Annotated in this window: 24 protein-coding genes; 15 read left to right on the forward strand and 9 right to left on the reverse strand. The window is 75.5% G+C overall.

Annotation, left to right across the window (positions count from 1 at the left end; all coding sequences use genetic code 11):
* Positions 1–5: 5 nt before the first annotated feature.
* Positions 6–1,337, reverse strand: a complete 1,332-nt coding sequence (gene aroA / locus ABD994_RS10075) for a 3-phosphoshikimate 1-carboxyvinyltransferase (protein WP_345413678.1) — start codon at positions 1,335–1,337, stop codon at positions 6–8.
* A 54-nt stretch (positions 1,338–1,391) separates the two neighbouring features.
* On the opposite strand from aroA, the gene ABD994_RS10080 reads away from it, so the two are divergent.
* The gene (locus ABD994_RS10080) at positions 1,392–2,186 is read left to right on the forward strand and encodes an SOS response-associated peptidase (RefSeq protein WP_345413680.1); all 795 of its coding nucleotides are present in this window, start codon (positions 1,392–1,394) and stop codon (positions 2,184–2,186) included.
* Positions 2,187–2,197: 11 nt separating this feature from the next.
* Complete coding sequence (locus ABD994_RS10085) at positions 2,198–2,821, forward strand: alpha/beta hydrolase family protein (RefSeq protein WP_345413682.1); 624 nt, start codon at positions 2,198–2,200, stop codon at positions 2,819–2,821.
* Here ABD994_RS10085 and ABD994_RS10090 read toward each other — a convergent pair.
* The gene (locus ABD994_RS10090) at positions 2,763–3,368 is read right to left on the reverse strand and encodes a TetR/AcrR family transcriptional regulator (protein ID WP_345413684.1); all 606 of its coding nucleotides are present in this window, start codon (positions 3,366–3,368) and stop codon (positions 2,763–2,765) included. The two genes, ABD994_RS10085 and ABD994_RS10090, sit on opposite strands and share 59 nt — an antisense overlap.
* Before the next feature lie 77 nt (positions 3,369–3,445).
* On the opposite strand from ABD994_RS10090, the gene ABD994_RS10095 reads away from it, so the two are divergent.
* The gene (locus ABD994_RS10095; RefSeq protein ID WP_345413686.1) at positions 3,446–4,480 is read left to right on the forward strand and encodes an NAD(P)-dependent alcohol dehydrogenase; all 1,035 of its coding nucleotides are present in this window, start codon (positions 3,446–3,448) and stop codon (positions 4,478–4,480) included.
* 4 nt (positions 4,481–4,484) lie between these two features.
* Here the strand turns inward: ABD994_RS10095 and ABD994_RS10100 are convergent, their stop codons facing one another.
* The gene (locus ABD994_RS10100) at positions 4,485–5,438 is read right to left on the reverse strand and encodes a helix-turn-helix transcriptional regulator (RefSeq protein ID WP_345413688.1); all 954 of its coding nucleotides are present in this window, start codon (positions 5,436–5,438) and stop codon (positions 4,485–4,487) included.
* Between the two features lie 63 nt (positions 5,439–5,501).
* Here ABD994_RS10100 and ABD994_RS10105 point away from each other — a divergent pair, with 63 nt between their 5' ends.
* The gene (locus tag ABD994_RS10105) at positions 5,502–6,635 is read left to right on the forward strand and encodes an epoxide hydrolase family protein (RefSeq protein ID WP_345413690.1); all 1,134 of its coding nucleotides are present in this window, start codon (positions 5,502–5,504) and stop codon (positions 6,633–6,635) included.
* On the opposite strand, the gene ybaK is transcribed toward ABD994_RS10105, so the two are convergent.
* Positions 6,625–7,101, reverse strand: coding sequence for a Cys-tRNA(Pro) deacylase (gene ybaK / locus ABD994_RS10110; RefSeq protein WP_345413692.1), 477 nt, complete (start codon positions 7,099–7,101; stop codon positions 6,625–6,627). The two genes, ABD994_RS10105 and ybaK, sit on opposite strands and share 11 nt — an antisense overlap.
* A gap of 352 nt (positions 7,102–7,453) precedes the next feature.
* Here ybaK and ABD994_RS10115 point away from each other — a divergent pair, with 352 nt between their 5' ends.
* Together ABD994_RS10115 and rsrA are read left to right on the forward strand one after the other, a co-directional pair.
* The gene (locus tag ABD994_RS10115) at positions 7,454–8,086 is read left to right on the forward strand and encodes a sigma-70 family RNA polymerase sigma factor (protein WP_345413924.1); all 633 of its coding nucleotides are present in this window, start codon (positions 7,454–7,456) and stop codon (positions 8,084–8,086) included.
* A complete protein-coding gene (rsrA, locus tag ABD994_RS10120; RefSeq protein ID WP_345413694.1) occupies positions 8,083–8,421 on the forward strand; it encodes a mycothiol system anti-sigma-R factor in 339 nt (112 codons plus the stop codon). The genes ABD994_RS10115 and rsrA overlap by 4 nt, the downstream gene beginning before the upstream one ends.
* A 60-nt stretch (positions 8,422–8,481) precedes the next feature.
* On the opposite strand, the gene ABD994_RS31675 is transcribed toward rsrA, so the two are convergent.
* Positions 8,482–8,556: a 50S ribosomal protein bL37 gene (locus tag ABD994_RS31675; protein ID WP_378022413.1), complete on the reverse strand. Its 75-nt coding sequence runs from the start codon at positions 8,554–8,556 to the stop codon at positions 8,482–8,484.
* Positions 8,557–8,603: 47 nt separating this feature from the next.
* Here ABD994_RS31675 and ABD994_RS10125 point away from each other — a divergent pair, with 47 nt between their 5' ends.
* Complete coding sequence (locus tag ABD994_RS10125) at positions 8,604–10,136, forward strand: sensor histidine kinase (RefSeq protein ID WP_345413697.1); 1,533 nt, start codon at positions 8,604–8,606, stop codon at positions 10,134–10,136.
* Positions 10,137–10,367: 231 nt separating this feature from the next.
* Here ABD994_RS10125 and ABD994_RS10130 read toward each other — a convergent pair whose 3' ends face one another.
* Complete coding sequence (locus tag ABD994_RS10130; protein WP_345413926.1) at positions 10,368–10,622, reverse strand: WhiB family transcriptional regulator; 255 nt, start codon at positions 10,620–10,622, stop codon at positions 10,368–10,370.
* 478 nt (positions 10,623–11,100) lie between these two features.
* A complete protein-coding gene (locus ABD994_RS10135) occupies positions 11,101–12,021 on the reverse strand; it encodes a diacylglycerol/lipid kinase family protein (protein ID WP_345413699.1) in 921 nt (306 codons plus the stop codon).
* 107 nt (positions 12,022–12,128) lie between these two features.
* Here ABD994_RS10135 and ABD994_RS10140 point away from each other — a divergent pair, with 107 nt between their 5' ends.
* Positions 12,129–12,479 carry a hypothetical protein gene (locus ABD994_RS10140; protein WP_345413701.1) on the forward strand — a complete coding sequence of 117 codons (351 nt, stop codon included), beginning with the start codon at positions 12,129–12,131 and terminating at the stop codon, positions 12,477–12,479.
* 12 nt (positions 12,480–12,491) lie between these two features.
* On the opposite strand, the gene ABD994_RS10145 is transcribed toward ABD994_RS10140, so the two are convergent.
* Both ABD994_RS10145 and sodN read right to left on the reverse strand, forming a co-directional pair.
* Positions 12,492–13,136 (reverse strand): histidine phosphatase family protein, encoded by a 645-nt coding sequence (locus ABD994_RS10145; protein WP_345413703.1) that lies wholly within the window; start codon positions 13,134–13,136, stop codon positions 12,492–12,494.
* Positions 13,137–13,247: 111 nt separating this feature from the next.
* Positions 13,248–13,661, reverse strand: coding sequence for a superoxide dismutase, Ni (sodN, locus tag ABD994_RS10150; RefSeq protein ID WP_425550047.1), 414 nt, complete (start codon positions 13,659–13,661; stop codon positions 13,248–13,250).
* A gap of 92 nt (positions 13,662–13,753) precedes the next feature.
* Between sodN and ABD994_RS10155 the strand changes: the two genes are divergently transcribed.
* The 7 genes from ABD994_RS10155 (at position 13,754) to ABD994_RS10185 (ending at position 22,319) form a co-directional block, all read left to right on the forward strand.
* Entirely contained in the window at positions 13,754–14,095 is a 342-nt protein-coding gene (locus ABD994_RS10155; RefSeq protein WP_345413705.1) for a S24 family peptidase, read from the forward strand.
* A gap of 316 nt (positions 14,096–14,411) precedes the next feature.
* Positions 14,412–15,608, forward strand: a complete 1,197-nt coding sequence (locus ABD994_RS10160; protein ID WP_345413930.1) for an NAD(P)-dependent malic enzyme — start codon at positions 14,412–14,414, stop codon at positions 15,606–15,608.
* Positions 15,609–16,055: 447 nt separating this feature from the next.
* The gene (locus ABD994_RS10165) at positions 16,056–18,785 is read left to right on the forward strand and encodes a putative bifunctional diguanylate cyclase/phosphodiesterase (protein ID WP_345413708.1); all 2,730 of its coding nucleotides are present in this window, start codon (positions 16,056–16,058) and stop codon (positions 18,783–18,785) included.
* Positions 18,786–18,923: 138 nt separating this feature from the next.
* On the forward strand, positions 18,924–20,036 hold the full coding sequence (locus ABD994_RS10170) for an ABC transporter ATP-binding protein (protein WP_345413710.1): 1,113 nt from the start codon (positions 18,924–18,926) through the stop codon (positions 20,034–20,036).
* The gene (locus tag ABD994_RS10175; protein WP_345413712.1) at positions 20,033–20,668 is read left to right on the forward strand and encodes an ABC transporter permease; all 636 of its coding nucleotides are present in this window, start codon (positions 20,033–20,035) and stop codon (positions 20,666–20,668) included. The genes ABD994_RS10170 and ABD994_RS10175 overlap by 4 nt, the downstream gene beginning before the upstream one ends.
* A gap of 2 nt (positions 20,669–20,670) precedes the next feature.
* Positions 20,671–21,396 (forward strand): ABC transporter permease, encoded by a 726-nt coding sequence (locus tag ABD994_RS10180; protein ID WP_345413714.1) that lies wholly within the window; start codon positions 20,671–20,673, stop codon positions 21,394–21,396.
* The gene (locus ABD994_RS10185; protein ID WP_345413716.1) at positions 21,393–22,319 is read left to right on the forward strand and encodes an ABC transporter substrate-binding protein; all 927 of its coding nucleotides are present in this window, start codon (positions 21,393–21,395) and stop codon (positions 22,317–22,319) included. Before ABD994_RS10180 ends, ABD994_RS10185 begins: the two co-directional genes overlap by 4 nt.
* Positions 22,320–22,350 lie beyond the last annotated feature (31 nt).

Below are 22,350 nucleotides of genomic sequence, written 5' to 3' on the forward strand. Positions count from 1 at the left end.
GCCTCCTAGACCCCGGCCCCGACGCCGCCGACCAGCGCCGGCCAGTCGGTGGCGAAGTCGGGCAGCGTCTTGGTGGTGGCCGCGACGTCGTCGACGGTCACGCCGGGCACGACGAGCCCGACGATCGCGCCCGCCGTCGCCATCCGGTGGTCGGCGTACGCGCGCCAGGGCCGCGTCGGGGCGGACAGCGGGCCCGGGGCGATCTCCAGGCCGTCGTCGGTCTCCGTGACGCGCGCGCCGACGGTCCCGAGCTCCGCGGCCAGCGCGGCCAGGCGGTCGGTCTCGTGCCCGCGGATGTGCGCCACCCCGCGCAGCCGCGACGTCGCCCCGTCCCGCGCGGCGACCGCGGCCAGCGCGGCGACGGTCGGGGTCAGTTCGCTGACCTCGCCCAGGTCGACGTCGACGCCGTCCAGCCGCCCGGGCCCGCGGACCGCGAGCCCCCGGTCGTCGAGGGCCACGTCGGCCCCGAACGCCTCCAGCACCCGGCGCACCGCGGCGCCGGGCTGCAGGTCGGTGTCCGGCCAGCCGGCGATCACCACCTCGCCGCCGGTGACCAGGGCTGCCGCGAGGTAGACGGCCGCGCCGGAGAGGTCGGGCTCGACGTCGCACACCGCCGGTGCCGTGACGGGCCCGGGCGCGACGCGCCAGCGGCTGGCGCCCTCCTCGACCGTCACCCCGGCCGAGCGCAGCATCGCCACCGTCATCGCGACGTGCGGCAGCGACGGCACCCCGCGCTCACCGGCGTGGACCACGGTGACCCCGTCGGCGTACCGAGCGCCCGAGAGCAGCAGCCCGGAGACGAACTGGCTGGAGGCCGAGGCGTCGACGGTGACCTCGCCGCCGCGCGGGTGCGGCCCGCCGGCGACGGTCAGGGGCAGCGCCTCGCCGCTGACCTCGACGCCGAGCCCGCGCAGCCCCGCCACGATCCCGCCCATGGGCCGCTCGCGGGCCCGCTCGTCGCCGTCGAGCACCACCGGGCCGTCGGCCAGGGCGGCCAGCGGCGGCACGAACCGCATGACGGTGCCCGCCAGGCCGCAGTCGACGTGCGCGCCGTGGAACGCCCGGGGCGCGGTGATCGCGAGGTCGACGGTGCCGGCGCGACCGTCGGCGGTCCGCACCCCGGCACCCAGCGCCGCGAGCGCCCCGGCCATCAGCGTCGTGTCGCGCGACCGCGCGGCACCGCGGACGTGGCGGGTGACGCCGTCGGCGCCCAGTGCGGCGAGCACCAGCGCGCGGTTGGTCACCGACTTCGACCCCGGCACGGACACCGTGCCGCGCACGGGGCCGTCCGCCGTCGGGGCCGCCCAGTGTCGGTCGGTCGCGGGCTGCTCGCTCATGGCGCCATCCTCTCGCGCCCCGGCGTGTCGGTGTGCGGTGCCAGGATGGACGGCATGTGCGGCCGCTACAGCCAGGCCAAGGACCCGGCCACCCTCGCCGAGGAGTTCGACGCGCTCGACGCCACCGACGGCGCGTGGCCCGGGCCGGACCACAACGTCGCGCCCACCACCACGGTGATCGGCGTGGTCGACCGGCACCCGCGCGACGCCGCGGGCACGGCCGACCCGCAGCGGCTCGAGCGCAGCCTGCGGGCCATGCGCTGGGGTCTCGTGCCGGGCTGGGCCGACGACCCCAAGATCGGCAACCGCATGATCAACGCGCGGTCCGACTCGCTGACCAGCAAGCCCGCGTTCCGCCGGGCGGTCAAGGGACGCCGCTGCCTGCTGCCGGCCGACGGCTGGTTCGAGTGGCAGAAGGACGGCGGTGCGGGCAAGGGTGGCCGGAAGGTGCCGTACTTCATCACGCTGCCGGGCGGGCGGTCGCTCGCCTTCGCCGGGCTGTGGGAGACGTGGCGGCCCAAGGACGCCGCGAAGGGCACGGCGCCGCTGATCAGCACCACGGTCGTCACGATCGACGCCGCCGGCCCGCTGGTCGACATCCACCACCGCATGCCGCTGGTGCTCCCCGCCGAGCGCTGGGCCGCGTGGCTCGACCCGGACGACGACGACCCCACCGACCTGCTCGAGCCCCCGCCGCCGGAGATGCTCGCGGCGTTCGAGCTGCGCCAGGTGTCCACGCAGGTCAACAACGTCAAGAACCACGGGCCGGAGCTGCTCGAGGAGTCCCACGACGAGCCCGAGCAGGTGGGGCTCGACCTCGACCTGGACCCCGCGTCGAACCCGGCATGACCCCCGGCCCGATGAGCGTCGACACGCCGCACGGTGAGGCGCAGGTCGAGCTCGACGACACCGCCGGGCCCCGCGGCCTGCTCGTCCTCGGCCACGGCGCCGGCGGGGGCGTCGAGGCGCCCGACCTGCTCGGGGCGCGCGCCGCCGCCCGCGACGCCGGGCTCGCGGTCGCCCGCGTGCTGCAGCCCTACCGGGTCGCCGGCCGCAAGGCCCCCGCGCCGGCGGCGCAGCTGGACGCGGCGTGGGCGGCGGTCGTCGCGCACCTGGCCGGCCTGCTGCCCGGCGTCCCGCAGATCCACGGGGGCCGCTCGTCCGGCGCCCGCGTGGCCTGCCGCGGGGCCGCCGCCCTGGGGCCCGTCGGTGTCCTCGCGCTGGCGTTCCCGCTGCTCGCGCCCGCCCGTCGTGACGGCACGCGGCCCGACCGCGGGCCCGAGATCGACGCCGTGACGGTGCCGGTGCTGGCGGTGTCCGGCGCGAACGACCGCTTCGGCGTGCCGGCGCCGAGCGCCACCCGCGAGGTCGTCGTGCTGGCCGGGGACCACTCGCTGCGGGCCCGGGGCCCGGTGGCCGCGGCGGTCAGGCCCTGGCTGGAGGGTCTGCTGGAAGGTCTGCCGATGCGAACGCCCGCGCCGTGACGGCGTGCAGCGCCCGGCGGCGCCGCTCGTGGTCGGCGGCCGGGTCGCCGGGCGCCGCCGCCACCACCGTGGCGGCCGGCGACCACGTCATCGAGAGCGCGATCACCATCGAGTAGACGTCCGCGGGCTCGAGGTCGGGGTCGACGAGCCCGGCGGCCTGCGCGGCGCGGATCGCGTCGAGCTTCCCGGCCATCACGTCGCCGACGGAGGTCAGCAGGTCGCCGGTCGGCACGCGCTCGAGGCGCGCCCAGGTCGCGAGCAGGATGACCGACGGCTTCTCCAGGTAGGCGTCGTAGAGACGGACCGCGTAGCCCGGCAGGTCCTCCGCGTCGAGGGGGACGAGGTCGACGATCAGCGCCAGGTGCTCGGCGAACACCGCGTCGAACAGGCCGTCCTTCGACGAGAACCACGCGTAGATCTGCGCCTTGTTCGCGCCGGCGTGGTCGGCGATGCGGTCGACGCGCGCGCCGGCGATGCCGTGGCGCGAGAACTCGGCGGTCGCCGCGTCGAGCAGGCGGCGGCGGGTCGCGGCTCCGTCCTTCGGCACGTCTCGATCCTAACCAACTGGTTTGTCACCTGCTACGGTCAGACGTAACCAACTGGTTTGTCACGACAGGAGGAACCATGCACCAGGTCACCGGCTGGGTCGCGCAGGCCCCGGGTGCCGCGCCGGGTCCGTGGACCTTCGACCGCCGCGACCCGCGCCCGTCCGACGTGGTCGTCCGCGTCACCCACTGCGGGGTCTGCGCCACCGACCGCCACGCCCTCGCCGCGGGTGACGTAGGCGTCTTCCCGCTGGTCGCGGGCCACGAGATGACCGGGGTCGTCGACGCCATCGGCGACGACGTGCGCGACCTGGCCGTCGGCGACCGGGTCGCCGTCGGCAACATCGTCGACTCCTGCCGCACCTGCCCGCCCTGCCGGGCGGGGCGGGAGAACGACTGCGAGGCGTTCCCGACGCTGACCTACGCCGGCGCGGACCGCGTCTCCGGCGGCACCACCCAGGGCGGGTTCTCCACCGAGATCGTGGTCGACCGCCACTTCGTGTACGCCCTGCCCGCGGGCCTCGACCCCGCCGGCGCGGCGCCGCTGCTGTGCGCCGGCATCACCGTCTGGTCGCCGCTGCGGCGTCTCGGCGTCGGCCCCGGCACGACCGTCGGCGTGATCGGCATCGGCGGCCTGGGGCACCTGGGCATCCGCTTCGCCCACGCGCTCGGTGCCGAGACGGTCGCGCTCACGACGAGCGAGGACAAGGCCGAGGCGGCCAAGGCGCTCGGCGCCGACGACGTCGTGCTCACCCGCGACGCGGACGCCCTGACCCGCCAGGCCCGCCGCTTCGACGTCCTGCTCGACACCACGGGCCACCCGCTCGACCTCGACCCCTACCTGGCGACGCTGGACGTCGACGGCGCCTACGTGCTGGCCGGCATCCCGCCGCGGCGCCTCGACATCGACCCGATGAGCCTCGTCGTCGGCGAGAAGCGCATCGTCGGCACCGGCAGCGGCGGCGTGCCCGCCACGCGCGAGATGCTCGACGTCGCCGCCGAGCACGGGATCGTCGCCGACGTCGAGGTCGTCGGGCCGGACCGTCTCGGCGAGGCGCTCGAGCGTCTCGGCCGCGGCGACGTGCGGTTCCGCTTCGTGGTGGAGATGCCGTAGGGCGTCAGGACGGCACCGCCCGCCGGTAGCGCTCGCCGAGCACCCGCACGTGCTCGACGAGCTCCGGCGGGCCGTCGACGTGGAAGTCGAACGGCAGCATCCCGACGTAGGCGGCCACCGTCGCGTGGCTGTCGGCGCCCGTGACCAGCACCGACCGGTGCGCGTCGCGGGGCTCGACCACCCCCACGGCCGGGTTGATCCGCGCGAGCACGGCGGCGGCCGGCGCGTCGACGAGGATCCGCGCGTGCACCGACCACCCGGTGGCCGCGACCTCGCGCAGGACGAGGTCGGTGAGGTCCTCGGGCGGGTCGACGGGCGTGAAGCGCCCGCCGCCCGGCGTCCGCAGGTCGAGGCCGTCCACCCGCTGCACGCGCCACCCGTCGGTCCGGGGCTCGCGCACCACCAGGTACCAGCGGCGCTGCCAGCTGACCAGGCGGTAGGGCTCGAGGACCCGGGCGGGGCCCTCGGCCGTCCCGACCCGGATCGCCGTGCGGTCCCGGATCGCCCCGGCGAGCGCGGTGAGCAGCGCGGGGTCGACCTCGGGGTCCGGGGCGTCGGTGCCGGTGTTCTCCGGCCCGGCCGCGGTGGCCTCGGCCAGCGCGGTGACGGTGCGGCGCAGGCGGGCCGGCAGGACACGCTCGAGCTTGGCGAGGGCGCGGGCGCCGGTCTCCCGCACGCCGGCGAGGCCGGTGGCCGCACGCAGCCCGATCGCGACGGCGACCGCCTCCTCGTCGTCGAGCAGCAGGGGTGGCAGCGAGGCGCCCACCCCGAGCCGGTAGTGGCCCGCCCGGCCGGTCGCGGCGTCGACGGGGTAGCCGAGCTCGCGCAGGCGGGCGATGTCGTTGCGGATGGTGCGGACGCCGACGCCCAGCCGCTCGGCGAGCTCCGGGCCCGGCCAGTCGGGGCGCGCCTGGAGCAGCGAGAGCAGGGCCAGCATCCGGGCCGAGGTGTCGCGCACGGGAGAGATGATGCCCCGAGAACAAGGAACGATCGGTGCCTGGTTGGTTCCTACCGTTCTCCCATGAGCAGCAGCACCGACACCGCGGTCACCCCGTTCACCGTCCACGTCCCCCAGGCCGACCTGGACGACCTGGCCGACCGCCTGGCGCGCACCCGCCTGCCGCGTCCGGCGCCGGGCGACGACTGGGACTACGGCACGCCCAACCACTACCTCGCCGGGATGGTCGAGCAGTGGCGCACGAGGTTCGACTGGCGCGCGCAGGAGGCGCGGATGAACGCGGTGCCGAACTACGTCACCGAGATCGACGGCCAGACGATCCACTTCGTGCACGTCCCCTCGGCGGAGCCCGGCGCGACGCCCCTGCTCCTGCTGCACACCTACCCCGGCTCGTTCGCCGAGTTCCTCGACGTCATCGGGCCGCTGACCGACCCGGTGGCCCACGGCGGGCGGGCCGAGGACGCGTTCTCGGTGGTGGTCCCGTCGATGCCCGGCGTCGGCTTCTCGACGCCGGTGGCCGACCGCGGCTGGACGATGGCCCGGGTCGCGCGCACCTACGACACGCTGATGCGCCGCCTGGGCTACGAGACCTACGGCGCCCACGGCAGCGACGGCGGCGCGATGATCGCCCGCGAGCTGGGGCTGCTCGACCCGCCCGGCTTCCTCGGCCTGCACGTGCTGCAGCTGTTCAGCTTCCCGTCCGGCGACCCGACCGAGTTCGAGCGCCTCGAGCCCGCCGACTGCGCCGGCCTCGAGCACATGCAGTGGTTCCAGCGGGTCGGCGGCTACAACCAGATGAACGGCTCCCGCCCGCAGACCGTGGCCGTGGGCCTGTCCGACTCGCCGGTCGGCCAGCTGGCCTACGACGAGCTGTTCAACTCCTTCGGCAACGGCACCAGCCTCGTGAGCGCCGAGCAGGTCCTCACCCAGGCCTCGCTGTACTGGCTCACCAACACCGCGGCAACGGCGGTGCGCTACCACTTCGAGGAGGCGCACGCGGGCGTCGAGCCGCAGGTCAGCAGCGCCCGCACCGGCGTCCAGGTCTTCGCCGACGACTTCCAGACGATCAAGGTCTTCGCCGAGCGGGACAACACCGGCATCGTGCACTGGAGCCGCCACCCCCGCGGCGGGCACTTCGCGGTGCTCGAGGTGCCGGACGCGGTCGTCGCCGACCTGCGCGTGTTCTTCAGGGGCTAGCGATCTCGGCCAGCTCGCCGTGCGTCGCGGCGAGGAGGTCGTCGGGGGCCAGCTCCACCTGCAGCCCCCGGCGACCGGCCGAGCAGTAGACGGTCGCGTGCTCGGCGACCGAGAGGTCGATCACCACGGGCAGCGCCTGCCGGGTGCCGAGCGGGGCGATGCCGCCCACGACGTAGCCGGTGAGCCGCTGGGCGCGCGCGGCGTCGGCCATGACGGCCCGCTTGCCGCCCCGCGCGGCGGCCAGCGCCTTGAGGTCGAGCGTCCCGGCCACCGGCACCATCGCCAGCACCGGCGTCCCGTCGACCTCCGCGACCAGCGTCTTCAGCACCCGGTGCGGGTCGAGGCCGAGGGCCTCGGCGGCCTCGGTGCCGTAGGCCTCCTTGCCCGGCGCGTCGTAGGGGTGCGTGGAGTACGCGACGCCGGCGTGGGTGAGCGCCGCCGTCGCCGGGGTCGCGGAGCCGGCCACGGCGGGGGAGCCCAGCAGAGCCGGGCCGCGGCGACAAGTCGGGGAATCCCCCACCCCCGGCCGGTGTTCTGCCTGTACGCCGCGCGACGACGGTGTCCTCCGCGCGGTGAGGACGAGGAGAGGTGCGATGCCAGCAGTGATGACGGCCGGCGCCGGCACGGGGATCGGGTCGGGCACGGCCCTGACGACGATCATCCCGGCGGAGGAGGCGTGGGTGACGTCGTCCGCGACGCGGGATGCGTTCCCGCGTACCCGGGTAGTCTCCACGGGATCCGACGATGTCGCGCCCGCCGCGGGTGGGCGGCGTGGAGGGAGCCTCGTGGCCGACGGTGCGAGCGCGGCGAGCGATCCGGTGGACGGGGTCGTCGACGTGGCGACCGAGACGACCGAGGAGCGGGCCGCCCGGTTCGAGCGCGACGCGATGCCGCTGGTGGACCAGCTGTACGCGGCGGCGCTGCGGATGACGCGCAACCCGTCCGACGCCGAGGACCTCGTGCAGGAGACGGTGCTCAAGGCGTACTCGTCGTTCGCCTCGTTCACGCCGGGGACGAACCTCAAGGCCTGGATGTACCGCATCCTGACGAACTCCTACATCAACACCTACCGCAAGCGGCAGCGCCAGCCCCAGCAGTCGCCCACGGACGAGATCCAGGACTGGCAGCTGGCCCAGGCCGGCGAGCACAGCTCGGCGGGCCTGCCGTCCGCCGAGGCGGAGGCGCTCGAGAACCTGCCCGACACCGACATCCGCGACGCGCTGCAGAGCCTGCCGGACGACTTCCGCATGGCGGTGTACCTCGCGGACGTCGAGGGCTTCGCCTACAAGGAGATCGCGGAGATCATGGGCACCCCGATCGGCACCGTGATGTCCCGGCTGCACCGCGGCCGGCGCCAGCTGCGCGAGGCGCTCACCGACACGGCCCGCGACCGCGGGTTCATCCGTGACGGCGCCGCGTCGGTCACCACCGGTGAGGGGGCCGCGCGATGAGCTGCGGAGAGCCCCACGAGACCGACTGCTCCGAGGTCCTCGCCGAGGTCTGGCTGCTGCTCGACCACGAGTGCGAGCCGGGGCGCGACGCCCAGCTGCGGCGCCACCTCGAGGAGTGCGGGCCGTGCCTGGCCCGCTACGGGCTCGAGGAGAAGGTCAAGACGCTGCTGAGCCGCAGCTGCGGCGGTGAGCACGCCCCCGAGGGCCTGCACCAGCGGCTGCGCGAGCAGATCCGGGCCACGGTGCTCGAGCAGGCCGAGGTGTCCGTCGAGCGCGGCCCCGCCGGCACGGTCGTCGAGATCAACCAGACGCGCGTGGAGTCCTGGCGCAGCTGACCCGGAGACACGAAGGGCCCGTCCGCACCGCGGACGGGCCCTTCGTCTGCTCGGGGCAGCTCAGGCATGCGGGCGCTTGCCGTGGTTGCTGCTCTTCTTCTTGCGGTCCCGCTTCTGGCGCGCGCGCTTCGACATGAGGGCATTCTCCCACGTCGGGGGCCGGGTGCCCGACCGGTGGTTGGATGATCGGTGTGGGCAAGCCCGGGCGCACGACGTCGACGCTGTCGAACCTCCTGGCCCAGCACACGACGCTCTCCGGCGCGGCCGTGGCCCACCTGCAGCGCATCGTCGCCGAGTGGCAGCTGCTCGCGGACCTGTCGTTCGCCGACTTCCTGCTCTGGATCCCGATCGAGGGCCGGTCGTTCCTGTGCGTGGCGCAGAGCCGCCCGACGACGACGGCGACCGCCCACCCCGAGGACATGGTCGGGACGAAGGCGTCGGCGAGCCAGCACCCCCAGCTGGAGCGCGCGCTCGACGACAGCACCATGCGGCGCGAGGACCAGCCGCGCTGGCACCGCGGGCGGTCGGTGCGCCGGGAGGTGGTGCCGGTCCGCGCGCCGCGGACCTCGCCGGACGGGCCGCCCGGCGACGTGATCGCCGTGCTGGGTCGCGACACGAACCTCGCCGCCCCCCGCGTGCCGAGCACGCTGGAGATCTCCTACCTGGCCGTCGCCGCCGACCTGTGCCAGATGGTGGCCGACGGGACGTTCCCGACGGCCGCCGGCCGCGACGAGGGGCAGTCGTCGCCCCGGGTCGGCGACGGGCTGGTGCGCATCAGCTCCACCGGCCGCGTGCTCTACGCCAGCCCCAACGCCGCCTCGGCCTTCCACCGCCTGGGCTGGAGCGAGGAGCTCGTCGGCGCCGACATGGCCGCGGTCGTGCGGGAGGTCGCCGACGATGCCTTCGAGGGCACGGAGGCCGCCGAGCACGTGCGGGAGGCGCTGGCAGGGACGCCGTCGCAGCGGGCGGAGTTGGAGAGCCACGGCGCCTCGGCCGTCCTGCGCGCCCTGCCGCTGCACCCGCGCGGCGTGCCCAGCGGCGCGCTCGTGCTCTGCCGCGACGTCACCGACGTCCGACGCCGGGACCGGGCGCTGCTGTCCAAGGACGCCACGATCCGCGAGATCCACCACCGCGTGAAGAACAACCTGCAGACCGTCGCCGCGCTGCTGCGCCTGCAGGCCCGCCGCACGCCGCACAGCGAGGCGCAGGAGGCGCTGACGGAGTCGGTGCGCCGGGTGGCGTCGATCGCGCTGGTGCACGAGGCGCTGGCCGCCTCCGTCGACGAGAAGGTCGACATCGACGACGTGCTCGACCGGGTGCTGCCGATGATGAACGACGTCACCCGCCCCGGCGCCCGGGTCGCCATGCGCCGCGAGGGCCAGGTCGGCGTGCTGTCCGCCGGGATGGCGACGCCGCTGGTCATGGTGCTCACCGAGCTCGTCGCGAACGCCCTCGAGCACGGGTTCGCCGAGCGGGCGTCGGGCACGATCGTCATCGCGGCGTCCCGCACGGCCGCTCGGCTGGAGGTCGAGGTGCGCGACGACGGTCGCGGCCTGCCCGAGACGTTCTCCCTGGAGCGGGCGACGGGGCTCGGGCTGCAGATCGTGCGCACGCTCGTCGACTCCGAGCTCGCCGGCAGCCTGAGCATCCGCCCCGCCGCGGGGACGGGCGGGACGTGCGCGGTGCTGCGTGTCCCGCTCGAGCACCGCCGCTAGGTGTACCGGCAGCTGGGGAGCCGTCCGCCGCGCACGCACGAGGGCCCCGGACCCGTCGTGGTGGACGGGGCCGGGGCCCTCGGTTCAGGAGTCCTGGTGTCGAGTCAGTGTCGATTCAGGTGTCGAAGCGCCGGAGGTCGGGACGAACGCCTGGGGAGCGAGCGTCCGGCCCGCCGGCCCGGCACCCTGGGGGAGCGATGGAGATCGCGGGCGCCGGGCCGTCCGGGGACCTCAGAAGGAGGTGTGCACCTCGGGCCGGATGCCGTGGCGCTTGAGGGCGCGGCGCTCGTCCTCGCTCGCACCGCCCCAGACGCCCGCGTCCTGACCCGACTCGAGCGCCCACTTCAGGCACTCGGTCATCGCCGGGCAGCGACGGCAGACGCTTTTCGCGCGGGCGATCTGCGAGAGTGCGGGGCCGCTCGTGCCGACGGGGAAGAACAGTTCCGGGTCCTCGTCGCGGCAAGCAGCGTCGTTCCGCCAGTCCATCTTGATGTGCTCCTCGGTGGGTGCGCTTCGGGGCGCGCACCGGTCGTGGTTGCGGTCGTTCGACCTCGTCACGGCCCCGTCGTCGGGGTCCGCGACCTGGCACGGAGGCCGGGTGTCCGACCTCCCGCCCGTTGTCCGCCTTTCGGAGAACAACGGACCCATCCGGAACGGATCACGTCCCCGAGGGGCCGTGCGTCCTTCCCGGTATTCGCGGGGGATGCGACTCAATCTGCAGGACGTGACCAAGGAGATCGAGTGCCAAGCGGCTCGACGGACGAACTCGGTCGGTGAGTGGAATGGCGCGCACCGTCATGACCGCCCGCCTGCGACGAGCGACGATCCGCGCACGACGAACCGTCCACCCGTGTGAGGGCGCGCGACGAGCGGTCAGCAGCTGGGCTCGATTCAGAAGCCCGCCGATCGCGGGTTTCGGCGCCGACACTTCACGCGCACTTCACACCGTGGCCTCTCCGGGCGTCTACACGACCACCCGCAGCGCCTCCGGAACGGCCACGAACTCGACGTCGCTGCGCCGCCCGAGGTGGTCGCCGTCGACCTGGAGGTTCACGGCCTCGCTGCTGGTCACCCGCAGGGCCGGGACGTCGTCGCGGCGCACCACCGACCGCAGCCCGGTCGCCCCGTCGCGCCGCAGGACCTGCTGCACGAGGCGCAGCACGGTGGGCAGGCCCAGTGACCGCAGGGCGAAGACGCCGAGGCCGCGGTCGAAGGAACAGCCCGGGTTGGTGCGCACCGGCCGGCCGCCGAGGTAGGTCCAGGGGTCGGTGTTGGAGACCAGGGCGAGCTTGACGCCGCTCACCGGCTCCTCCCCGGGGATCTCGACGGTGAGGTCCGGCGGGTCGACCCGCGCGCGCGACCAGCGGCGGATCGAGGTGGCCACGTACCGGGTGGGCGTCGCGTCGTGGCCGCGCCCGCGGGCGCGCTCCATGGAGGCGATGACGTCGGCGTCCCAGCCGAGGCCGGCGTTGAAGCTGAACCACCGCTCGTCGGCGCGGCCCAGCCCGACCCGCCGCGAGCGGCCCTCCGCGATCGCGCCGAGCAGGGTGTGGGTGGCCTCGAGCGGCTCGCGGGGCACGCCGAGGGCGCGGGCGAAGACGTTCGCCGACCCGCCGGGCACCACCCCGAGCGCGGGCACGTGCTCGCCCGGCCCGTCGGCGAGCAGGCCGTTGAGGGCCTCGTTGACCGTCCCGTCGCCGCCGAGGACGACGACGAGGTCGACGGCCTCGGCCCGGGCGCGCGCCGCGAGCTCGGCCGCGTGTCCCCGGTAGCGGGTGGCGACGACGTCGAGCTTGATCTCGCTCGCGAGGGCGTGCGCGATGACGTCCTGACCGGCCGCCGTCGTCGTGGTGGCCGAGGGATTGGCCACGAGCAGCGCACGCACGGCACTCACCGTAGACGGCACGCCCCGTCCGATCGGATGGTGCGGGGCCCGGATGTCGCCGACATCTCCGAACGGCCCACTGCGCACCGCTGTCTACCCTGGTCCCCGTGACGACGCCCCGCCCGATCCGGTTGGCCGCGGCCGGCGTCGTGCTCGAGGGCGTCGTGGGTGTCGCGGCCGCCGTGCTGCTGGCGACGGCCGGTGTCGGTTTCTCCGTGTGGGGCTTCGTCGCGCTGGCCGGGATCGCCGTGGGGGCCGCCGGGGTCGCCCTGCTGGCCGGCGTCCGGGGCGCCCGCGGGCCCTGCCTGGTGGCGCAGCTCCTCGTGCTCGGGTGCGCCTTCTACGCCGCCGTGCCGTCCGGGCAGCCGGCGTGGGGCGTGCCGGTGATGGTGGTGGCCGCGCTGGTGCTCGCCGGCCTGCTGGCGGCGCCGTCGCGCGCCTGGGCGTCGTCGGGCTAGCTCCCCGGCCCCTCAGTGCCGTTCGGCCGGCGGCGGGGGCGGCTCGACGAGCCCGCCGGGGGCGTTGAGCAGGTCGATGCGCGGCACGCCCCGCTCGTGGCCGAGGACGGTCACCGACGCGGCGTCGAACGCGAACCCGACGCCGGCGGGGGCGTCGAGGTCGAGGTAGCGGGCGATCAGCACGCGCCCGGCGTGGCCGTGGCCGACGAGCACGACGTCGCGCTCGACCAGCTCGCGCTCGACGTCGCCGAGCACGCGGTCGAGCCGGGCCGCCACCTCCGGGCCGGTCTCGCCGCCGGGGCACGGGTGGGTCCACACCGTCCAGCCCGGCACCTCCTCGCGGATCTCCGGGGTCGTGCGGCCCTCGTAGGCGCCGTAGTCCCACTCCACGAGGTCGTCGCGGACCTCCAGCGGCTCCAGCCCGGCCAGCCGGGCGGTCTCGGTCGCGCGCTGCCGCGGGCTGGTCCACACCGCCGGGGGCGGCGCGTCCTCCCCGCGCAGGGTCACCAGCAGCCGCCCCGCCGTCCGGGCGGCCTCCCGGCCCTTCGCGGTCAGGGGGAGGTCGGTGCGGCTCGTGTGCCGCCCGTCGCGCGACCACTCCGTCTCGCCGTGGCGCAGGACGAAGGCGCGTCCGCGGGGACTCTCGCTCGGGCTCACGGCCTCCCTCGTACCCGCTGGGCCCGGACACCAACGCGCCCGCCCCCGGGGAACCGGGGACGGGCGCGTCGACGTGCGGGTGCGGCGTGACCGCGAGGGCCCACCGAGGGCTCAGCCCTTCTTGGTCTCCCAGAAGATGTCCGAGATCTCGGCGATGTAGTCGAGCACCTGCTGGCCGGACTGCGGGTCCATGGACGACTTGGCGCCGCCCTCACCGCCGCCCGCGGCCTTGGTCGCCTTGTTGAACAGCTCGTGGAGCTGCGGGTACTTCTCGAAGTGCGGCGGCTTGAAGTAGTCGGTCCAGAGCACCCAGAGGTGGTGCTTGACGAGGTCCGCGCGCTCCTCCTTGATCTGGATCGCGCGGGCCCGGAAGGCCGGGTCCTCGTTGCTCTGGTACTTCTCCTGGATCGCCTTGACCGACTCGGCCTCGATGCGGGCCTGGGCCGGGTCGTAGACGCCGCAGGGGAGGTCGCAGTGTGCGGTGGCCTCCAGACGCGGACGAAGGACGCTGGAGAGCAGTCCCATCTCGCCTCCCTCTTCCTGGTGGGGAATGGTGATCGTTCCGACGTCAGGGAACGTACCCCCGTCCCGGGGCCGCGACACACCGAGCGCCGGCGGTGAGCACCGTCCGTGACCTGGTCACGACGCTCTGGCGGCACCGCCCGCGGCGGGTGCTCGTGCGCGGCGGCTCGATGGCACCGACGCTGCGCGACGGCGACGTGGTCCTGGCGCGGATCGGTGCCGCGGTGCGGCCCGGGGAGCTGGCGCTGGTGCGCTGGCCGGCGCGCCCGCAGCAGCTGTCGGTCAAGCGGGCGGCGCTCGAGCTCGACGGCGGCTGGTTCGCCGTCGGCGACGCGCCGGGCGCCTCCACCGACTCCCGCACGCTCGGACCGGCACTGGCCGTGGGGCCCGTCCGCTGGCGCCTGTGGCCCCGCCCGGGGCGGCTGCGTGCGCGCTGAGGCGGACCGGGCGGGGTGCGCGTGACACGCGCGACGCGCGGGGGCGCAGACACAGCAGGGGGTGGCGCGCGAGGATCGCGGGCGACCGGGTGCAGGAGCTCGACGACCCGGGTCGCGCGCCCACCCGCGCCGACGACCCGACCCCGGCACCGCCGACCGCGGAGCCGCCTCTCTCGTCCGTCCGATGCGCTCCCACCCGGGTACCCCACCTCCGCCGCACCGCCGCGCCCCCGTCCCGCTTGGAGCCCCCGTGAGCGACGCCCCCGACCTCTCCGCCGACACCACCGACAACCAGCCGAGCCTGGACGGCCGGGACATCACCGAGGAGGAGGTGTTCTCCGCGCACGAGGGCGGCAAGCTCTCGATCGCGCCGACCGTCGGGCTGGCCGGCCGCCGCGACCTCGCGATCGCCTACACGCCCGGGGTGGCCAAGGTCTGCCGCGCGATCGCCGACGACAAGGCGCTCACCGCCCGCTACACGTGGACCCACCGGCTCGTCGCGGTCGTCTCCGACGGCACCGCGGTCCTGGGCCTCGGCGACATCGGCCCGCGGGCGTCGCTGCCGGTGATGGAGGGCAAGTCGGCGCTGTTCAAGGCGTTCGCTGACCTGGACTCGATCCCGCTGGTGCTGGAGACCACCGACGTCGACGAGATCGTCGAGACGCTCGTGCACCTGCGCCCGAGCTTCGGCGCGGTCAACCTGGAGGACATCGCGGCGCCGCGCTGCTTCGAGATCGAGCGCCGCCTGGTCGACGCGCTGGACTGCCCGGTGATGCACGACGACCAGCACGGCACCGCGATCGTCGTGCTCGCCGCGCTGCGCAACGCCGCGCGGGTGCAGGGGCGCGACCTGGCCTCGCTCAAGGTCGTGGTCAGCGGCGCCGGGGCCTCCGGGGTGGCGTGCGCGAAGATCCTGCTCTCGGCGGGCGCCTCCGACGTCGTCGTCCTCGACTCGCGCGGCGTGATCCACGCCGGCCGCGAGGGGATGAACGTCGAGAAGATCGCCCTGGCCGAGGAGACCAACCCGCGCGGGGTCCGGGGCGACCTGGCGGCGGCGCTCGCGGGCGCCGACGTCTTCCTGGGCCTGTCGGGCTCGACCGTGCCCGAGTCCGTCATCGCCTCCATGGCCGACGACGCCGTCGTGTTCGCGCTGTCGAACCCGGACCCGGAGATCGACCCCGAGGTGGCGCGCAAGCACGCCGCGGTCGTCGCCACCGGTCGCAGCGACTACCCGAACCAGATCAACAACGTGCTGGCCTTCCCCGGGGTGTTCGCGGGTGCCCTGGACGCGGCCGCCCGGCGGATCACCGAGTCGATGAAGCTCGCCGCGGCCGAGGCGATCGCCGACATCGCCGCGGGGGACGAGGAGTTCGGCCCGGACCACATCGTGCCCAGCGCGCTCGACGGCCGCGTGGCGCCCGCGGTGGCCGAGGCGGTGGCGCGCGCGGCGTCGGAGGAGGGCGTCGTGCGGCGGCACGTCGCCGAGGTCGCCGCCGAGCACCACGCGCACTAGCGGGGGATGACGGACGTGCCGACCGGGTAGGGGTTCCGTACCGGTCGGTCATGGGCGAGATGCGTCCCTCGGGTGGGTCATCCGGGTTCCACCTTTCGGCGGCTGCGGGTCGCTCGTAGCGCTCGGTGGACCGCTCGCGGCGGCCAGGACCCACCGACGGTGAGTCGATGATCCGCACGTGGGTGATCCGCGGGACGATCGGCCGAGTGGCCCTGTCACCACCGCCGTTCGTCGTGGAGGCGTTCCGCTTCGTCGCGCCGACCGGTCGGTGACCTCAAGGTCGACCGTCCGTGTCGTGCAGCAGAACGCGTCGCACCTCACGGTCGCCGCGCGGGGTCCCTCCACGGGGTGATCCCCCCGGACCCGGAACCGGTCTCCTTCGTTGCCTGAGACAGAGACGGACGGTGCGTTCCACACGCCGCCGCCGCCGAGGCGAGGGGGAGATGCGTGAGCAGTGCCGTGCCGGAGCCCGGCCCGCGGGGCCTCGCCGTCGTCCGCGCGACGACGGCGACCCCCGGGGACGGGGCGCGCGCGGCACGCCCCGGCGGCGACCGCCGGCCGGCGACGGTGCCGTCGCTGCCCCCGATGCCGCCCGGGCCCCCGGCCGGCCCCCCGGCCGGGCCGCTCCCGTACGGGACGTCCCCGCTGCCGCACGGCGCCGCCCTGCGCCACGACGAGCTCGGCCGCGTCGTCGAGGTCGGCGACGCAGTGACGCGGCTCGTCGACCCCGCGGGCGGCCTCGAGCCCCGCCACGTGCTCGGCCGGCCCGTCGGCGAGCTGCTCGTCGGCGTCGGCCCGGCCGACCCGGCGGCGGGCGCGGACGGCCTCCTCGTCGCGGGCCTGCGCCGGGTCGGGGCGCCGCCGCTGCCGGTGCAGGTCGTGGTGTGGCCGGAGGCCGGCGGCGGCGCGGTGCTCGTCCTCGTGCCCACGACGGCCCCGGCGCCGTTCAGCGCCGCGCCGCCCTCGGCGGCCGAGGTCGAGCGGATCGCCGGGCTCGGGCACTGGGAGGTCGACCTCGCGACCGGCTCCGCGTGGCTCTCGCCGGTGCTCACCGACCTGCTCGGTGTCGACCCGCACGCCGCCCGGCGCGCCGAGGGCCTGCTGGCGGCGCTGCACCCCGAGGACCGCGCGGCGTTCCTCCGCGCCTGGGAGGCGCTCGTCTCGGGGGGCGCCCCGCTCGGGGCCGAGGTGCGCCTCGGCGACGGCAGCGGGCGCATCCTGCAGGTGCACGCGGCCCTGCGCCAGGGCGGCCGGGCGGGGGGCACGGTGCTCGGCACGGCCGCCGACGTCACCGCCCGGCGCCAGGCCGAGGAGCGGCTGCGCGTCTCCACCCAGCGGTTCACCGACCTGCTGGCCGTCGCCCCGGTCGGCATCGCGATGTTCGACGACGACGAGCGGCTGGTCGACGCGAACCAGTCGCTGTGCCGGCTGCTGGGCCAGGGCCTCGACTCTCTGCGGTACCGCCGCGCCGACGAGCTGCTCGACCTCGACGCCGAGGCCGACGGGGCCGGGCTCGCGACGCCGCTGCTCGCCCGCCCGGCGGGCTCGGCCGGGTCGGTGAGCTGGTCGTGCTCGCCGCGGGCGCTGCGCACCCGGGAGCGCGGCGCGGGCGGGGCCGACGCGGCGCCGGTGTGGTGCGAGCTGCACGTGTCGGTGTCGGTGCACGACGACGGCGGCGTCACCCACCTCGTCGTGTTCACCGACGTCACCGACGCCCGCCGCGTCGAGGCCAGCCTGCGCCACCAGGCCATGCACGACGAGCTCACCGGGCTGCCCAACCGCCGCGCGCTGACGACCACGGTGTCGCACCTGCTGGCCGGGCCGGCCGCCCGCCGGGTCGGCGTGCTGTTCTGCGACCTCGACAACTTCAAGCGCGTCAACGACTCCCTGGGCCACGACGCCGGCGACGAGCTGCTCGTCGAGCTCGCGGGCCGCCTGCGCGAGCGGCTACCCGCCGGGTGCGCGGCGACGCGCAGCGCGGGGGACGAGTTCGTCGTCGTGTGCGCGGACGTCGACCTGCACGGCGGCCTCGACGCCCTGAGCGCCACGGTGGCCGGCATCCTGCGCACGGCGATCCCGGTGCACGGCCAGCTCGTGCGCATCTCGGCGACGGTCGGCGCGGCGGTCGGCGCCACGATCGGCATCGGCCCGGAGGACCTCGACCCGGCGGCCGGCGAGGTCGACCCGACCGACGACCCGGTGGCCCAGGTCCTGCGCCGCGAGCGCGCCACCGAGCTCGCCGGCCTCGAGCCCGCCCCGGGCCACCCCGGCACCGGCGACCTCATGCGCTTCGCCGACGCCGCGCTGTTCGAGGCCAAGAGCGGCGGCAACGGGCGGTTCGCGCTCGCCGACGAGGCGATCATGAAGGGCGCCGACGAGGCCCTGCGCATGGAGACCCAGCTGCGCGAGGCGATGGTCAACGACGAGCTCGTGCTGCACTTCCAGCCGGTCGTCGGCCCGGACGGGCGGGTGCAGACCGCCGAGGCGCTGGTGCGCTGGCAGCACCCCGAGCAGGGCCTGATCTTCCCGGACAAGTTCCTGCCGGTGGCCGAGGCCGCCGACCTGCTCGGCGAGCTCGACCGCTGGGTGCTGCGCACGGCGGTCCGCGAGGCCGCGGTGTGGCCGTCGGCCGGCCCCGACGGGGTCGTGCCGTCGGTGGCGGTGAACCTCGCCGGCCTGCTGCCGGGCGACCCCGACTTCCTCGAGACCGTGCACGACGCCGTCACCGACGCCGGGCTGCCGTGGGACCGCCTCGTGCTCGAGCTGGTGGAGACCTGCCTGGCCGACCTGCCCGCGACCACGTTGCGGGAGATGAACGAGCTCATCGCCGCGGGCGTGCGCTTCGCGGTCGACGACTTCGGCACCGGCTACTCGTCGCTCTCGCGCCTCACCGGCCTGCCCGCGCAGATCGTCAAGCTCGACCGCGGGTTCGTCCGCGGCGTCGCCACCGGCGAGTCCGACCGGGCCGTGGCCCGCGCCGTCGTCGACCTCACCGCCGCGATCGGGCAGGTCTGCGTGGCCGAGGGCGTCGAGGACGCCGACCAGTTCGCGGTGCTGCGCGACCTCGGTGTGCACGCCTACCAGGGCTGGCTGTTCGCCCGCGCCGTGCCGGGTGAGGAGTTCACCGAGCTGCTGCGCCGGGGCCCGCTGACCCCGGTCGACCGGGCCGCGGGCTGACGGCCGGCTGAGACCGCGGTCACACCGGCGGTCACCCGCGGTGCGTGATCGGTCGCGGGTGTCGGGGGCTCCGGCTACATTCTCGCGACGACTCGGGTGGCCGACCCTGCGCCACCGACGGAACCGGGGGCAGCCACCTTGATCGAGTTCCGCGACGTGGGGAAGCGCTTCGCCGACGGCACGGTGGGCCTGGAGGACCTCACGCTCACCGCCCGCGAGGGCGAGATCACGGTGCTGGTCGGGCCGTCCGGCTGCGGCAAGACGACCTCGCTGCGCACCGTCAACCGGATGGTCGAGATCACCTCCGGGTCGGTGCACCTCGACGGCCGCGACGTGGCGGAGGCCGACCCGGCGGAGCTGCGCCGGGGCATCGGCTACGTCATCCAGCAGGCCGGGCTCTTCCCGCACCGCCGGGTGATCGACAACGTGGCCACCGTCCCGGTGCTGCAGGGGATGCCGCGCGCCCAGGCCCGCGCCCGCGCCGCCGAGGTGCTCGAGCGGGTCGGCCTCGACGCCGCGCTGGCCCAGCGGTGGCCCGCGCAGCTCTCCGGCGGCCAGCAGCAGCGCGTCGGCGTCGCCCGCGCGCTGGCCGGCGACGCGCCCGTCCTGCTCATGGACGAGCCGTTCTCGGCGGTCGACCCCGTGGTGCGCGTCGAGCTGCAGGACGAGCTGCTGCGCCTGCAGGCCGACCTGGGCAAGACGATCCTGTTCGTCACCCACGACATCGACGAGGCCATCCGTCTCGGCGACCGCGTGGCGGTGCTGCGGGTGGGCGGCCGGCTGGCCCAGTTCGCGCCGCCGGACGAGCTGCTGGCGGCGCCGGTGGACGAGTTCGTCTCCGGGTTCGTGGGGCGCGACCGCGGCTACCGGCGTCTCGGGTTCGTGCCGGCCACCGCGCTCCGTCTGGTCGACCTGCCCACCAGCCCGGACGCCAACGGCTCCTCGTCGGGGGTGCCGGGGGAGTGGACGCTGCTGCTCGACGGCGCGCAGCGCCCCGCGGCGTGGCGCGGGCCCGACGGCGGGCGCCACGACCTGGGGTCGGTGTACGTCACCGAGGGCGGCCCGGACAGCGCGGTCGCTGCGGTCGAGGGCGCGGGCACGCTGCGCGGCGCGCTCGACGCGGCGCTGAGCTCGCCCGCGGGGCGCGGCGTCGCCGTCGACGGCGAGGGTCGCTACCGCGGCGGGGTCGACACCGACGACGTCCTGGCGCTGCTCGACCGGGGCGCGCGGTCCGGGGACGCCGGCGCGTGAGGGCCTTCGGCTACGACATCGACGAGCTCGTCGTCGACCACGTCCTGCTGGCGGTGGTCCCGGTCGTCCTCGGGCTCGTGATCGCGCTGCCGCTGGGCTGGTGGGCGCACCTCTCGCCGGGGGCGCGGCGGGTGCTCGTGCCGCTGTCGGGCGCGCTCTACACCATCCCCTCGCTCGCGCTGATCGTGTTCATCCCGCTCGTGCTGGGCACGCCGATCCTCAGCCCGGTCAACGTCGGGCTCACGCTGATCATCTACACCGTCGCGCTGCTGGTCCGCAGCGTCGCCGAGGCGCTCGACGCCGTGCCCGACACCGTCACCACCGCCGCGGTCGCCGTCGGGTACCGCCCGGTGGGCCTGCTGCTCGGCGTGCAGCTCCCGCTGGCCGTGCCGGTGCTCACCGCGGGCCTGCGGGTGGCGTCGGTGTCGTCGTTCTCGCTGGTCACGGTCGGGGCGCTGGTCGGCATCCAGTCCCTGGGCACGCTGATGACCGACGGCTTCCAGCAGGACTACACGGCGATGGTGGCCACCGGCATCGTCGGCTCGATCCTGCTCGCGTTCGTCTTCGACGCGCTGTGGCTCGCGCTCGGACGTGCCCTCACCCCGTGGGCGCGCGCACGGCAGGGGGTGTAGGCGTGCTCGGACGTCTCGTCGACTGGTTCGGCGACCCCACCCGCTGGAGCGGCTCGGCCGGCATCCCCGCCCGCGTGCTCGAGCACCTCGGGTACACGCTGCTGGCCGTCGCCATCGCCGCGGTGATCGCGCTGCCGATCGGGGCGCTCGTCGGGCACACGCGCCGCGGGGGCCTGGCCGTGGTCGGCGTCGCCAACGGCCTGCGCGCGCTGCCCGAGCTCGGCGTCCTCGTGCTCTTCGTGCTGCTCCTGGGGCTGGGCCTGCTGCCGCCGACCCTCGCCCTGGTGCTGCTCGCGATCCCGCCGATGCTCGCCGGGGCCTACTCCGGCGTCGCCGGCGCCGACCCGGGCGCGGTCGACGCCGCCCGCGGCATCGGCATGCGCGAGCACCAGATCCTGTTCGGTGTCGAGATCCCGGCCGCGGTGCCGCTCGTGCTCGGCGGCGTGCGCTTCGCGACGCTCCAGGTCATCGCCACGGCGACGATCGCCGCGTACGTCGGGCTCGGCGGCCTCGGGCGCTACATCATCGACGGCTTCGCCGTCCGCGACTTCCCGCAGATGCTGGGCGGCGCGCTGATCGTCGCCGTGCTGTCGGTCGTCGTCGAGCTCGTCCTGCAGACCCTCGGGCGTCTGGTGACGCCCGGCCCCGATCGGCTGCGGCTGCCCTCGGCACGCCGCGAGCCCGCACCCACCCCTGCCCCGATCCCTTCGAGAGAGGCCCGACCGTGACCCGATCCCCGCGTGCGCTGCTCCTGGCGGCGCTCGCCGCCGTCGGCGTGCTCCTCGCCGGCTGCGGCGGCAACTCCGACCCGCTGGCGACCCAGCCCGCCGCCCCGTCCGCGCAGGGCACGGTCCGCATCGGCTCGGCGAACTTCACCGAGAACCGCCTCCTCGCCGAGATCTACGCGACGGCCCTGGAGCAGAAGGGCGTCGCCGTCGAGCGCCGCTTCGGCATCGGCAGCCGCGAGACGTACTTCCCTGCGCTGCAGCGCGGCGAGATCGACCTCGTGCCCGACTACACCGGCAACCTGCTGCAGTTCCTCGACCCGCAGGCCACGGCGACGGCCTCGGACCAGGTCTACCAGCAGGTGGGCGCGAAGCTGCCGCCGAACCTCCAGCTGCTGCCGCAGAGCGCCGCGGAGGACAAGGACGCCGTGGTGGTCACGCGGGCCTTCGCCACCCAGAACAACCTGACCTCGATCGAGGACCTCACGCGGCTCTGCCCGACCGTCTCCTTCGGCGGCCCGCCGGAGTTCCAGCAGCGCCCCTACGGCATCCCCGGGCTGCAGCGCCTCTACGGCTGCACGTTCAAGGAGTTCCGCGCCCTCGACGCCGGCGGCCCGCTCACCGTGGCGGCGCTGCGCGACGGCACCGTCCAGGCGGCGGACCTGTTCACCACCGATGCGTCGATCCCGCAGAACGACTTCGTGGTGCTCGCGGACCCGCGGTCGAACTTCGCGGCCCAGAACGTCGTGCCGGTGATCAACCGCGCCAAGACGTCCGACCCGCGCGTGGCCGACACGCTGAACCAGATCTCGCAGCGCATGGACACCGCCCAGCTCACCGCGCTCAACGCCCGCCTGGCCGGCCCGGACCGCCCGGACCCGGCGCAGGTCGCGCGTGACTGGCTGAACTCCGCCGGCATCCGGTAGCCGCCCGGGCGCGGCGGACCCTCTGCCAGGC

Source organism: Actinomycetospora chlora (genome assembly GCF_039542135.1).
In the GTDB taxonomy this organism is placed as follows: Bacteria; Actinomycetota; Actinomycetes; order Mycobacteriales; family Pseudonocardiaceae; genus Actinomycetospora; species Actinomycetospora chlora.